This is a genomic window from Pseudobutyrivibrio sp. JW11, assembly GCF_900115355.1.
In the GTDB taxonomy this organism is placed as follows: domain Bacteria; phylum Bacillota; class Clostridia; order Lachnospirales; family Lachnospiraceae; genus Pseudobutyrivibrio; species Pseudobutyrivibrio ruminis.
Genome location: NZ_FOWB01000012.1, coordinates 69,282 through 84,141 on the forward strand (window position 1 = coordinate 69,282; position 14,860 = coordinate 84,141).

At 40.9% G+C, this 14,860-nt stretch carries 10 protein-coding genes; 8 read left to right on the plus strand and 2 right to left on the minus strand.

All coding sequences use genetic code 11. The features are described from left to right. Positions 1–13: 13 nt before the first annotated feature. From fliS to BM102_RS10780, 7 genes are all read left to right on the plus strand, one after another. Positions 14–427: a flagellar export chaperone FliS gene (gene fliS / locus BM102_RS10750; protein ID WP_044938909.1), complete on the plus strand. Its 414-nt coding sequence runs from the start codon at positions 14–16 to the stop codon at positions 425–427. Positions 428–511: 84 nt separating this feature from the next. Continuing rightward, positions 512–994, plus strand: coding sequence for a hypothetical protein (locus tag BM102_RS10755; protein ID WP_049960431.1), 483 nt, complete (start codon positions 512–514; stop codon positions 992–994). A gap of 1,925 nt (positions 995–2,919) precedes the next feature. Continuing rightward, positions 2,920–4,479, plus strand: a complete 1,560-nt coding sequence (locus BM102_RS10760) for a flagellin N-terminal helical domain-containing protein (protein WP_090481907.1) — start codon at positions 2,920–2,922, stop codon at positions 4,477–4,479. A gap of 143 nt (positions 4,480–4,622) precedes the next feature. Beyond that, entirely contained in the window at positions 4,623–5,120 is a 498-nt protein-coding gene (locus BM102_RS10765; protein WP_044938905.1) for a hypothetical protein, read from the plus strand. 61 nt (positions 5,121–5,181) lie between these two features. Beyond that, positions 5,182–7,047, plus strand: a complete 1,866-nt coding sequence (locus tag BM102_RS10770) for a glycosyltransferase (RefSeq protein WP_090481909.1) — start codon at positions 5,182–5,184, stop codon at positions 7,045–7,047. Positions 7,048–7,100: 53 nt separating this feature from the next. Next, entirely contained in the window at positions 7,101–8,255 is a 1,155-nt protein-coding gene (locus BM102_RS10775; RefSeq protein WP_090481911.1) for a CgeB family protein, read from the plus strand. A 160-nt stretch (positions 8,256–8,415) separates the two neighbouring features. Next, on the plus strand, positions 8,416–10,467 hold the full coding sequence (locus tag BM102_RS10780; RefSeq protein WP_090481914.1) for a methyl-accepting chemotaxis protein: 2,052 nt from the start codon (positions 8,416–8,418) through the stop codon (positions 10,465–10,467). 141 nt (positions 10,468–10,608) lie between these two features. Here the strand turns inward: BM102_RS10780 and BM102_RS10785 are convergent, their stop codons facing one another. Beyond that, entirely contained in the window at positions 10,609–11,886 is a 1,278-nt protein-coding gene (locus BM102_RS10785; RefSeq protein ID WP_090481920.1) for a hypothetical protein, read from the minus strand. A gap of 434 nt (positions 11,887–12,320) precedes the next feature. Between BM102_RS10785 and BM102_RS10795 the strand changes: the two genes are divergently transcribed. Further along, positions 12,321–14,339: a right-handed parallel beta-helix repeat-containing protein gene (locus tag BM102_RS10795; protein WP_143085488.1), complete on the plus strand. Its 2,019-nt coding sequence runs from the start codon at positions 12,321–12,323 to the stop codon at positions 14,337–14,339. 231 nt (positions 14,340–14,570) lie between these two features. Here the strand turns inward: BM102_RS10795 and BM102_RS10800 are convergent. Continuing rightward, on the minus strand, positions 14,571–14,860 hold a 290-nt coding region (locus BM102_RS10800), incomplete at its 5' end, for a transposase (RefSeq protein ID WP_177194950.1).

Below are 14,860 nucleotides of genomic sequence, written 5' to 3' on the forward strand. Positions count from 1 at the left end.
TGGAGGCGGTACTATGACACCAACAAATGGTTATGATGCATACGCAAAAAACAGAATACTTACAGCTAGCCCTGCTGAGTTAACATTGATGCTATATGAAGGAGCAATCAAGTTTTGTAACATAGCAATCGTAGCTTGCGAGAATCACGATATTGAGAAAGCACACATCAATATCAGAAAAACAGATAGAATTATCGAAGAGTTTGAATTGACTCTCGATGAGAAATATCCTGTGGCAAAGGATTTCCATGCAGTGTATACTTATCTTAGGAGCTGCTTGAGACATGCCATGATCACCAAGGACCCAGCACAGCTCGAGGAAGTGCTTAAGCACCTTCGAACAATGCGAGATACTTGGAAGGATGTAATGAAGCTCACCGCCAACGGCAAGAAGCTAGACGGTACTTCAACAAATATAGCAGGTTAAAGGATGGCCCCTCACACGAGGGGCTGTCTTTATGTGGAGGGTAAGCTATACACTTGCGCTCGAGATAAAGTCTAGGAGGGAACCATGGATAACAGAGATTACGTAATAATGCTTAGAGAGTCGCTGGAAAAGAAGGCCGATATTCTTAGAGTTCTTCTTATTAGAAACAAGGAACAGGAAGCCATTCTTAAGGATCCTAATTCCACTCCAGACGATTTAGAGAAAAACATGAACATGAAGGCGGAGCTCATCGATAGAATCGTAATGCTTGACGATGGCTTCCAGCAGCTGTTCAACAGAGTGAAGGCAATCCTGGACGAGGACCGCGCTTCATATGCAGATGAAATCAAGCTTATGCAGGAGCTCATCAAAAAGGTCACAGACCTTACCGCAGATGTGGAGGCTACAGAATATCGCAACAAAGAGTATGCCAAAACTCGCTTCGCCAATGTCAAAAAAGAAGCCCGCGAAATCAAAAGATCTGGCGATGTTGTTTCATCATACTACAAGCACATGATGAGCCCACAAACCACCGCCGACCCAGCTTTTTTGGATAAGAAAAAATAAGGGTGAAGGAGCTCTTGTTTTATGTGGCTTCTGAGACTTATGTGGATACTAAGACCTTGCAGCAGTGCAAGGTCTTTTTTTAATAGGCATAGATTTTTGTGTTAGGATTCTCTGTTAGCCTGTGAAAGCTGATTAAAGTGAGGACTGAAGTTTCTTTTGGGAAGTGAGCTTGTTATATTAACCTAAGCAGAGAAGATAAATAGTCCCAGATACCTGGTTAAGATTACTCTGTCACCCTGTGTAAGCTAATTAAAGTGGAGACTGTAGCTCATCCTGGAGAGGAAGCATAGAAAAGGAAGCTAGGTTGAGAAAAGAATAGGCATAGATTATTGTTCTGGGATTACTCTGTCACCCTGGTGAGGAAATAGTTAAGTGAAAAAATAAATTCTCTAGGCTTCACTTAAAAACTGAGGGAGCTGTTAAGTTTATATGAGAAAAAATGAAATAAACTTAAAATTGGTTAAATAATCTGAGGTAAAGTTAAGTTTATTTTATAAGTATGTGTTTTCACTTAATAAAATGTGATATGTGGTTCAGTTTATTTCTATTTTTGTAGAATAAACTTAACTTCGCCTCAAATCAAAGCAAAAAAGTTAAGTGGAATTATATAAATCATATATAAACTTAACAGCAAGTTGCACTTTTAAGTGGAGATTATATAGATTTTAAATTCACTTAACTTTTTACAAATTTCTATATAAGTGAAAATGAAGAAGCATCAAATTCACTTAACTCATGCATTAATCATAAAAATCAACTATTAATTAGAGCTATTAGTCATGTCAGTCTCTGTAAAAAGTTAAGTGAATTTACAAGAATATAGTGAATCACTTACTAATATATAGAAATGAATAGTCTCTATATCTGACAAGTACTGTTGGATAGTCCTACAAAGCAGGATATTTGCTGACAATTTCATTGTTCTGTCTTGATAATAGGCATAGATATCTGGTTAAGATTACTCTGTCACCCTGGTGAGAGAAATAGTTAAGTGCATTTCACAGAAATGCTTATAAAGCGTACTTTTTTTCGAAAAAGTTGAGTGTATCCAGGCGGAATAGCAGAAACACTTATAGAATCTTACATATTATGAAAAGATGTTGAGTGCTTTTAGAAATCTCAGAAATCAGCTTACCATCTCCGGCATAAAAGTTAAGCGCCTATTACAGGATCGACAATAAGCACTTACATTTATATAAGTGTTTTATCAACTGCAGCAGAATTCCACTTAACTATTCCAATAAAAAGTAAGCTTTTTCAGGATGTGGGATAATTACGCTTAACTATTGGAACAAACAGGTAAGTGTTTTAAGGAGAAAATACAATATCACTCAACAATTCATCTAATTTGATTGGAAAAACAAGAAGTAGATTACAGCAAATATATAAGAATCCAGATAATCCAGTTTTAAATCTCAAATCTAAATACAAACAGCTATATTCTTGAAAACAAATTCCTGACACAGCATTTGAACTTCCCAAACACACTGAAAATTCCAACCCCAAAACCCCCTAAATCCCTCTCAAATTCCCCCTCCAAATCCCGCCAATTTACCTGCAAATTATGCGAATATAATAGAATTTATGGCAAATTTTACAAAAATTTTGTTATAAATTTTAACAAAAATAAAAGTCTCAAAAACCCAGTAAAATCAAGGGCTCAGGGACTTTTTCTTATTGCACAAAAAATAAGAAAATTGGAACAAAATTAAATTTTTTTGCTTAAAGGGGTAAAGTTTTTTTGCCCCAGAACGATAAATAAGGTGTAAGGAACAATTGAACACAAAAACTTTACCTTACAAATCGAATTCGAATCTTTTTAAAAATCAAATTTAATAACCAGGCCAGACACGGATGTTGGGCTATCACAAAAAACGGATTTAAATGCTAAAAGGATTTAGCAGAATCTCATGGAGGAATTTATTATGGTAGTACAACACAACATGCAGGCAGCTAATGCTTCAAGAACATTGAACATTACAACTGATTCTCAGTCAAAGAGTACAGAGAAGCTTTCATCTGGATATAGAATCAACAGAGCAGCAGATGATGCAGCTGGACTTTCAATTTCTGAGAAAATGAGAAAACAGATTCGTGGTTTGACCCAGGCTTCTACAAACGCATCTGACGGTGTTTCATCAGTACAGACAGCTGAAGGTGCCCTCACAGAAGTTCACGACATGCTTCAGAGAATGAATGAGTTAGCAGTACAGGCAGCTAACGGAACAAACTCAGAGTCAGATCGTGATGATATCCAAAACGAAATTACACAGCTTTCACAGGAAATCGATCGTATCGCATCTACAACAAAGTTCAACGAGACATTCTTATTAAAGGGTGATATCGGACTTAAGAAGATGTATGTAAATGCTCATGATGCTGGTCTTGAAGGTACATTAGTACAGAACACAACAAGAGCTACATTTACAATGGAATCTCTTGAAGCTGGTGAAAAGTATAGAATAGGTGGCGTTCAGTATACAATCGGTGCTTCAGACAATGAAGAAGTTGCAGCAGCTCTTAAGTTTACAGCTGACATGTATGATGCTACTAAATATCCTGATACAGATGGATGGAACCTCACAGCAGGTGATACAATTTCTATTGATGGTAAGACATATACAATACAGTCAGGTGATGCCAGTGACGTTGCAAACGCAAAGGTTACAAATGGATACCTTCATAATCTTATCGTTAAAGGTTCTACAATCAAATACAATGGTAATGAAGTAACTCGTTTCTCAGATACTTATGATGAAGCTACAGGTATTGATAGATCGAATGCTACATTAATTAAGGCAACAGCAGCTTACAATATGGTTGCTATCGAACTTAAAGCAGCCTCTTCAGTAGGTGCAACAGATGGATCTGCTGATATGGATAAGTGGGGCGATGCAGATGATGAAAAAACTCACACACATAATACAAAGCCTGATGGATCAGCTAGAGATCCATGGGAAGTAAATGACAGTTATTATTGGAAGACAACAAAGATTACACAGTATGTAGGTGGTGAACCACAGACTGCAACAACAGTAAGCTTCTCACTTACAAAGGGTCATGTAAATGTACAGAATGCACTTACACTTAACCTTCATGTTGGTGCTGACGCTGCAATGTCAAACAAGATTAACGTTTCTATCGAAGCTATGAACTCTAAGTCAATCGGTATCAACGGTATCAACGTATCTGATGCAACAGGTAAGGCAGCTACATACGCTATCGATGCTATCGCAGATGCACTTCAGAGAGTTTCAGCACAGCGTGCAGAACTTGGTGCTATCCAGAACAGATTAGAGCACTCTATTAGAAACCTCGACAACGTAGTTGAGAACACAGAAGCAGCAGAATCTCGTATCCGTGATACAGATATGGCTGACACAATGGTTGAGTACAGCAAGAACAACATCCTCCAGCAGGCTGGACAGTCAATGCTTGCTCAGGCAAATCAGGCTACACAGGGTGTTATGAATCTTCTTCAGTAACCTAAGGTTTGAAAAACCATAAATAAAATGTCCCCACCTCTTTCACAGGGGTGGGGATGATTTTAAAAAGAAAATTGAATAGTAACTTTAAAATCGACTGCAACTCCTTCGAAAGAGGGATTTATAGAATAGAGGTAAGGCGTATGGCATATTTCACAAGAAACAAGATGTTAACAATGGTATTAGAGCTTTACACAGCAAACCATAGATTTGCACAGGGAAGTACAGGCGATGACGCAGCAGATTTACAGGTGCTCATCGGATGTCAGCAAAAAGCCTTAGTATTGGGAGAGTACCTGGAATCCATGGGAATGGATTACTCGGACATCGTTGAAAAGTTTGAAAAGTACTGCAATATGATATACGATATAAGTGAGAACTTGAGAGACACAGCATTGATTATGGATCACAAAGCCAGAATCGACATGGTTCTCAGCGATATCTTAAGTGAAATCGAAAACAGAATAATCGAAATTAGAAGTATCGATGTATATGACTTCAGAGGCTTGGTTGAAGCACCTGGCGAAAAGCTCATCGTTAGCAAGGAAATCAATCGCTTGATTGATAGCTGCCTCGGCAAGGTGGAGGGCCTCGTGGAAGGAGAGGAAATGTACAGACCACTTGTAATTGGAACATATTAATATAAATACAGTAAGGCTCGTCAGATGACGAGCCTTTTAGTGATTAAAGGGTGGGAACAATATGAACAACAAACCTAAAACTAAATTGCTTACAATTTCACTTCTTTGCTGCGGCAGACCAGAGACAACCGAGCGTTGCCTACAGTCGTTGATGCCAATCAGAGAGGCAATCGATTCTGAAATTCAGGTTGTAGATACAGGCTGTAGCCCAGAGACCAGAGCGGTTATTGAAAAATATGCAGATGAAGTTTTTGAATTTGAATGGTGCAACGATTTTGCCAAGGCCAGAAACTTCCAGTTAGATCAGGCCAACGGCAAGATGTTTTTGTATATAGACGATGATGAGTGGTTCCTTGACTGCAAATATATTATCGAATTTTTCCAGCAGCCAGACTGCACAACCTACAATATCGGCGGCTATTTCCAGCACAATTATCTTGATTTTGATGGCAAGGAATACCAGGATATTGAGGTTTGCCGTATGTGCTCCGTTACTCCAGAGACCCATTTCGTGGGCAAGATTCACGAGTACATCGAGCCTTCTTATGGCAGGGCAATGTTTATGGATGCCAAGGCTGCCCACTTTGGATATGTATACGCCACAGAAGAGGAAAACATCAAGCATTCCATGCGAAATGTGCCTCTGCTTAGAGAGATGATGGAGGAGGACCCGGACAATCTTCGCTGGCCATATCAGCTGGCGCAGGAGCTGAAAGCCATCAAGCAGTTTGATGAAATGTACGATGTTTGCAAGGCTGCAGCTGAAAAATCCCTGATAAAAAATGATAGTGACGATATGCGCTATCGCGGAAGCTTTATCTGCGGTATGGCAATCGCCCTTCATCAGACTGATAAGAATAAGGAGCTGGAGGAGCTTTACGAAACACAGGCAAAGAACCCAACAATCATGGAGCTCCCACTTGCCTGCCTGGCATTTTATGTTTCCACTGCATATTTTAACGAGCAGAAAAATGACGAGTGCTTGGCAGCCTGCAATTATTATTTGAAAATATGTGACAAGCTTGCCAACAACAAGGCTGAGATGTTCATCCAGGGCGGCCTGTTTTCAGCTGACACTTTCGATACTACAAAGGTCAACATGGTCTACTGTTTCATCATGACCATCGGCATGGAAAACGATGATTTTGGCCCGCTGGTTCATTATTACAGACGCATCGCCTGGGATTCCCCAATCGTTCGTTTGAACCGTGGATTTATTGTTATGCTTCTTAAGAAATGTTCGGAACTTGGTTATAAGAAGGAGCTTCGCGATGTATTGAACAAGTTCTTTACATCATCGGGCTTCCGCGACATGATTGAGTTCCACATTGATAAGGTGGCGCCAGATCTTAGTGAGCAGGAGCTTGAAAACATAGCAGCCGCATTTAAGACAACTGAAGGCGAAAAGGAAATCCGCCTATATATCGACATTCGCTTGCTGGAAAAGCAGTTTGCAGGCATCGAATATTGGGTTAGCTATGATGAGCTTATTGAAGCTCTTGCAAATTACGGCAACATGACTTTGACATGGCAGCAGATGCATGATAGCTGGCTTCTTGACGAGGATGATGACAAGCCATTGAATCATTCAACAAAGCTAGGCCAGGGCTTGCAGCAGTTTATAGCGGAAGCAGATGTGGATGTGACTGCCAGCCTGAAGATTCTCAAGAATCTCTTTGGATTTAGACCAGCCATGACTGGGGCTCTTGGCGAACTGTCCCGCCTGTACACTATGCGTATAAAGATTCGCGACGCGAAGCGCAATGACCCAGATAAATTCAACGAAATGTATAAGCTAGAGGAGACCATCCTGGCTCAAATCGCCGAACTTGATGCAGCCGGCCGCAGCGACGAAGCCGTAGCTACCTATAAACAGTTGGTAGGTATCCTACAGGGTTCATATGGGGTCGATACGCTACATATTTAAATGAGCTAGTAAGCTTGTTGCTGTAACTAGCGGACTAGAGGTATGAGAACAACATGAAGATTTTGATGTACCGTTGGAAAGCATATAACTATAAAGATATTAAACATACATTTGAGGAGTTAGGTTATGAAGTTGAGGAGGTTTACCAGGACCTCCTCAACTATGATGTAGATGAAGAGTTCGCAGAGAAGCTCCGAGGCATGATTCAGGCGAGCAACTATGATTTCTTCTTTACGGTGAATTATTTCCCTCTGATTTCAAATGTGTGCCAGGAGCAGGGCCTCCGCTACGTTTGCTGGAGCTGCGATAACCCGCTGATTTCTATGTATCACAAGTCAGTTTTTAATGATGTGAATCGCATTTTCTTGTTTGATCTGACAAATGTAGAGGAATTCCGCGGCATGGGAGTAGAGCATGTCTACCATCTTCCACTGGCGGTGGACTGTAACAGACTTGATTACCTGTTTGCAAACTCAAATGATTTGGAAGCTTACAAAAACGAAATCAGCTTCGTAGGCTCTCTCTATGAAAAGAATTCCTACGACAAAATGGAATACACTTTGCCAGAGTATCTCCGTGGATATTTTGAGGCAACCATGGAAGCTCAGCGTGATTTGATGGGAGTCAATATCATCGACAGGATGCTAACCCCAGAAATCCTCATGGAACTTGAAAACTATTTTGAACTGGAGAAATCGGAAGACTCGCTTTCGGACCTAAACCTAATCTTTTCAGTAACAACACTAGGCTTCAAGATAGCTCAAAAGCAACGCAGACGAATTCTTATCGACCTGTCAAAGCATCATGATGTGAGCATCTACACCAATTCCTTCACTAGGGATTTGCTTCGAGTAAACTACAAGGGAAGCGTTGATTATTGGAGCGAGATGCCAAAGGTATTTAACCAGTCCAAAATCAATCTAAACATGACCATTCCAAATATAAAAAGCGGAGTTCCACTTCGTGTATACGATATTTTGGGAGCAGGTGGATTTTGCCTGACAAATTTCCAGGCGGAGCTACCAATGTTCTTTGAAAATGAAAAGCACCTAGTCTGGTACTATAACAATGAGGATTTATACGAAAAAGTAGACTTCTATCTTAAGCATGATAGCGAGCGAGAACGCATTGCAGCAGCTGGACAGGAGTACGTCAGGAAAGCCTGCACTTACGAAGCTAGAATCAAGGAAATGCTAGAACAAATATAGACTAAGAGCACATCGATAAGATGTGCTTTTTTACATTCAATTTTTATAAAAATGCATTTTCACAAAAAATTTATAATTATTACACACAATTTAATTATGCACATAATAAAATCAATATAGAAATTTTTCTTTATTTTAATGACTGACTAAGGAGGTTTCTATGAGTAAGGTACAAAAAAAGTCTAATAAAAATCTAGCTGGTGGCATTAACCCAAAGGATAGCATTAAAACGAAACTAATTCTTTTGATGGCTGCTTTGGTGGCTGTGCCATTATTAATTTCTATCATTATCAGCTACAACAGCTCTACCTCGAAAGCGGAGGCGGATGCGCTGGAACTTTTAAATTCTAATGCACGAGTTGTTGAGGCAAAATTTGCTGAAATTGTTGAGAAAAATACATCCATGTTGGAGGCAATTGCAACTTCTCCTAGTACGATAGTTTTTGTTGAATCCTATGGCACAGAAGGACAGGCAGTTCCGGATTCTGCGATGTTGGCCCAGCTTGACGAGTTGAATGCTTACATGAACGATGGTAACGACAATATCATCATCAGTAAAGTCTCAGGTGATCAGCTTGTACGAACAGATAGAGCAGAACTTACAAATATATCAGACAGAGATTACTTTGTTCAGGCCGTTACCACCGGAGAACCAGCTATATCGGATGTTGTTGTCAGCAAGAGTGTTGGAAATAGAATAACAATCATTTGCGTACCAATTTACAATGAAACCCACACTCAGGTGATTGGTACAGTTCAGCGAAGCTTTGACTTAAATGTGCTTCATGAATTCCTTGCTGAAAATGTTGGCGACGGTTACATCGCTGATACAAAAGGTATGATGGTTGCACATGCTCAGTTCGAAATCAGCCCAGAGGATGAATATGATTTAAGCGGATATGAGTTTGTTTCTTCCACTGAAACAAGTGGCCTGATTACATCAACATTTGATGGTAAAATCACATATATGTCCTGGGAACAAGAACCTATCAGTGGATACTATATTGTGGTTTCAAAAACTAGAAACGAAATCATGGCATCAGCAATTAGATCAGCACTTATCATAGTGATAATTGGAACAATAATGCTGATTCTTGGTATAGTTATTTCCCTCGTAGTTGCAACAAGCTTCACAAAACCAATCATGGCAGTAACTGATACCATCACAAAGCTTGCCGATGGTCGATTCAAGAAGATTGACGGATATGCAAAACGTAAAGACGAATTCGGTGAAATTGTTCGAAGTACCAATTCCGTTATCGAAAAATTGGGAAGCATAGTTGCCGCTATTAAGCAATCGGCTTCTACAGTTACAGTTTCTTCTGAGGATTTGGCAGACATGGCAAACCAGATTGCAGCCACAACAGATACAGTTGCAAATGCAGTCCAGGAAATTGCTACAGGTGCTGTACAGCAGGCTGAGGAGATACAAGAAGCGGCAGAAAATGTTGGAAAGATTACAGACGCTGTCGGTGGCGTACAGGCATCTACAGATAATGTTGAAAGCTTGGCAGGCAGAATGAAGGAGGCATCACAGACATCCAGCAAATCACTTGTCAGTCTTCAGGATTCTAGTAGCGATATGACAGCTAAAATCGAGGAGATTGCCAGAACAATTTCTGCTACCCAGAATGCTGTTGCAAATATCAATGAGCGCGTTGAAGGTATTTCCGGCATTGCAGCCCAGACAAACCTCCTTTCACTAAACGCTTCAATCGAGGCAGCCCGTGCTGGTGAAGCAGGTAAGGGATTTGCAGTCGTTGCAGAGGAAATTAGAAAGCTTGCCGACGATTCAGATAGCATGGCTCAGGATATTCGTACAGAGATGGATGAGCTTTTGAAGCAGGCTGAAGCAGCCGTAGAAGCAGCAAATCTTGTTAAGCAAGGCAACCTCGAGCAACAGGAAGCTATCGGCGGCACACTTGAATCTGTAAATGGAATGCTTGAAGATATTGATGGAACAGTTGATGGTATTAGAGACATCGCCGGAGGCGCATCTACTTGTGTAACTTCCAACGATGTTGTATCAGATGCTATGTCATCACTTTCAGCAATCTCAGAAGAGAATGCAGCTTCATCTGAAACTACAGGCGCATCTGTACAGGAGCTTTCTGCTACAGTTGCAAGCCTTGCTAATTCAGCCGACGATTTGAAGGACATCGCAATCAAGCTGAACCAGGAGATGGAATTCTTTAAAGACGATTCAGAATAACGGATAATCAATAATGGAAAATCCCCTGTAATTCACAAGCTCTTAGGTTTCTCAAATGAGACGTGTTGTCGAATTGAGAAACACTAAGGCTTGTGAATGTAACAGGGGATTACACAAAAAGCACTGGGAAACCAGTGCTTTTTATAATCCGTAATTCATCATCATACCGGAGTAAGCGCTTGACGCATATGGTGCGCTAAGTGTCTTTCCAGGATTCTTGTACTCTACAATCGATTTATCTACGTAATTCATCGGATTGATAGAGGCCTTCGATGCAGCTTTTGAAATAGAGTTCTTTAAATTGTTAAGAGTTTCAAAAGCGCTTTCTTTGTTTTCGCTGTTAATCACATCGGATAAAACATCTTTGTCTAAGTACAGGTGATTCATAGAATCGCTCTGAATTCCTACTGCAGCAAGCTCGCTTGCATCGTTCTTTGCAATGGAAGATATCTCATTGAAAAGTGTACGATTCTGATGAGCTTCGTTGTACTTCAATCCGATATCAAGCATTCCATTGTAGCTGTCCAACAGCTGGGAGATACCATTTGAAAGAGCTTCAGTATCGTTCATAAGACCGATGCTTACTTCGCCATTGGATGGTCTCTTTAAAATAAGCTCGTAGGTCTTGTTTACTGTGAATGTGTTGGACAATGACTGATGCGAAACTCCATTCAGCTTGAAATCTGAGTTGGAAGGCTGCTGTGTAACATTGTCAATTCCAAGGATGTTCAGCTCTCTCCAAGAGATTGATGAGGAAATATTAAACAATGTGTTTTCATCATCTGCAACACCAGTAGACTTGGAAACAATCTGTATAGCCTTGCTTCCGGCTCTGTCATTCGAAAGTAACTTTGCACTCAAGCCTACATCTGAAGTATTAAGCAAACGCACAATCTTATTCTGAACGGTAAGATTGGTTTCGTTCTTATTTACATTGAACTGGAACTCATATGAGTGATTTCGAATATCCAAATCAAATGAGTACTGGCCCTCTTCAAAATCATGTCCATCTGAAAGAAGGAAATTGCCGGTATTCACCTGAGGCTTTGCAAGCGCATCAACCTGGATTGTGAAATCCTCAGCACCATCTGCACTATCGCCAACGTAAAGCACATCAACAGAATTAGGATCTGATGAAGATGCAATTCGCTTCTCTAAAACAGAAGAAATATCCTCGCCGGTAGATGTCAAATTTGATACTGAAAGAGTCATAGCATTGGCGTGCTCTTTAATATCAATTGCAAACTGACCGATGTCCTCAGAATCATTTATCTTGTACAGAGGAGCTTCTTTGTTCGCTTTTACTATTTTATTGTAAGTGTCGCGTAGTTCGCTTTTCTTATGAGATTCGTAACGTGATCCTATGTTATTACCATAGGTCGTCATGAAATAATTATACGCAGCATCAATGCGTGCCATAAGACGCCCCTCCTTTCTTCCTTGAAAATTGAGTCATCGACAATCCTTTGTCTACGCCAGGGCAAAGATTTCGATATTTATAGTTACTATCATAATACCACAAGTCAAACTATTTGAAAACCCCATAGATTTAGAAATATTTTCAGATTATTCACAATATGTAGATGTTGGCTAGCCAAGACCGTCTGTTACGGCTACAAGCCTGAGAGTTACTCCGTTCGACATCATGTCTCACTTGAGTAACCTCAGAACTTGATGCCTACAGACTCATAGGATAATTTAAACATTTAGAAACCAATCACATAATCAACACTTTTCAGTACCGTTAATTTTCACAATCCGGTGGTTAACTATAACTCGTAACGCGCTGAGGTTGGAGCGCAGATAAATATTGACCATTGGGGAAACCCGATGCAGATAACGGAGGACATAAAATGAGGAAAAGACTTACTGCATTAATGATGACTGCAGCACTTGCTTGTGGTTCATTGATAGCTTGCGGATCAGATTCCACAACAGCTTATGCCAGTGAAACTATCTACGGCGAGGTAACAGCAGTCAGTGATACGGGATTTACAATTACCGTAGGAACTTATGAAAACAACGAACTTACATTGGGTGAGGAAATAGCAGACATCACAGTTAGCGACAGCACAACTTACTCTATGGCGATGGCAGGCGGCGGTGAAGCTACATCAGGTGATGGCGAAGCTCCTACAAAGCCAGATGATGCGGCAACAGAAGAGTCTACAGATGAGACAACAGAGGAAACAACAGAAGAGACAACAGAAGAAACTACAGATGAAGAGACAACAGAAGATACAGAGGATTCTTCAGATGATACAGCAATGACAGAAGCTACAGTAGAGGCAGGCGCTGAGGCACCAGCCGATGGCGAGGCTCCTTCAGGAGACAAACCAGACGGTGAAGCTCCTTCAGGCGACAAGCCAGAGGGCGAGGCTCCATCAGGTGATGGCGAAGCAGCAGAGGGCGAAGCACCAGCAGACAGTGAGGCATCAGCAGATGGCGAAGCTCCATCAGGTGACGGGGAAGCACCAGCAGATATGGGCGATGCTCAGACAGAACTTACACTTTCTGATATCGAAGTAGGTACACAGGTTGCAGTTACATTCGACGCAGACGGAAATGTAGAATCAGTAGAAATTCTTGGTGGTACTCAGTCAGCCATGGGTCAGCCAGGTGGAAATATGACATCAGCTGCAGATATTACATACTCAGCATTATATGAGTACAATGCAGATGAGACTGTAGAGGGCGAGTCAATCGCCTCTACAGGCACTGATGAAAATGCAATCCTTGTAACAGATGGTGAAGTTACAGTTAAGGATTCAACAATTACAAGAACTTCAGATGACAGCACAGGTGGCGACAATTCTTCTTTCTATGGAGTTGGCGCCACTTTACTTACAACAGGTGGAACACTTACAGTTGACAATGTGACTATTGACTCAGATGCAGCAGGTGGTGCTGGCGTATACGCATATGGCGATGGTGTGGCTTATGTATCTAATTCAACAATCACAACACAGCAGAACACATCAGGCGGTATCCACGTAGCAGGTGGCGGTACACTTTACGCTAACGACAACACAGTTGAAACAAACGGCGAATCCTCAGCTGCTATCCGTTCAGACAGAGGCGGCGGAACAATGGTAGTTGATGGTGGTACATACACATCAAACGGTACAGGCTCACCGGCAGTTTACTGTACAGCAGATATCACAATCTCAAACGCAACACTTACAGCAACAGGCGCTGAGGCCGTATGTATCGAAGGTCTCAACTCACTTACACTTACAGATTGCGACTTAACAGGTAACATTCCAACAAGCGAGCAGAACGACTGCGATTGGAATATCATCCTTTACCAGTCAATGTCAGGTGATTCAGAAGTAGGTAACTCTACATTCTCTATGACAGGTGGTAGCATCACTGCAAAGAATGGCGGTATGTTCTACACAACAAATACAGAGTCAACATTCGTTCTTGAAAACGTTGACATCACATACGCTGATGAGAATGACTTCTTCCTTAAGGTTACAGGAAACGCTAACCAGAGAGGTTGGGGAACAAGCGGAGAGAACGGAGCACAGTGCACATTCACAGCTATCAACCAGGAAATGGAAGGTGACATCATCTGGGATACAATCTCAACACTTGATATGGAAATGACAGATGGTTCAGTTCTTACAGGTGCATTCATCGATGATGAGTCAGCAGCAGGCAATGGTGGCGACGGCTACGCAAACCTCACAATCGATTCTTCATCTAAGTGGATTGTTACAGGCGACTCAGTTCTCACATCACTTACAAACAACGGAACTATCGTTGACGAAGATGGCAACACAGTTTCAATCGTTGGTACAGACGGAACTGTATACGTAGAGGGCACAAGCTCATACACAATTACAGTATCTGAGTACGCAGACTAATATATTCCTATAAGCACATTTGAATTCTCTTGTGCTTCGGCCAGCCTACGGGCTGGCCTTTTGCTATATATAAGGGGCTTTTCCTGATTTTATAGCAGAAATAAGAGTGGGGTTGCTAAAAGATGCTGGAAAAAGCTTAGGATTATAGCAGTTTTAAAATCTTGCTTGCTATTAGATTAAGTCAAGTCCATATTTGTGTGTAAATTCATCTTTCAGTTAAAATAGTATTCCTCAGGCCACTCTCATTTTTATGAGCTCCTTTTGTATTTTATTGAGGTTATCGTAGTACTCCTGCATGTCAAAAAGCCTCTGAGCTACGCTCCAGTCATTGTGATCATCGTAGAGGATTGCTCCAATAAGTCGAATGATTGATTCGCTGTTAGGAAAGATTTGTATTACTTTTTCACGTCGTCTTATTTCTCTGTTTTCTCGTTCGATGATGTTACTTGTTCTTAAAGAGATACGATATTTTGAAGGCAATGCCATGATTGTTATACTATCCTCAAATCCTTCATCCAAAA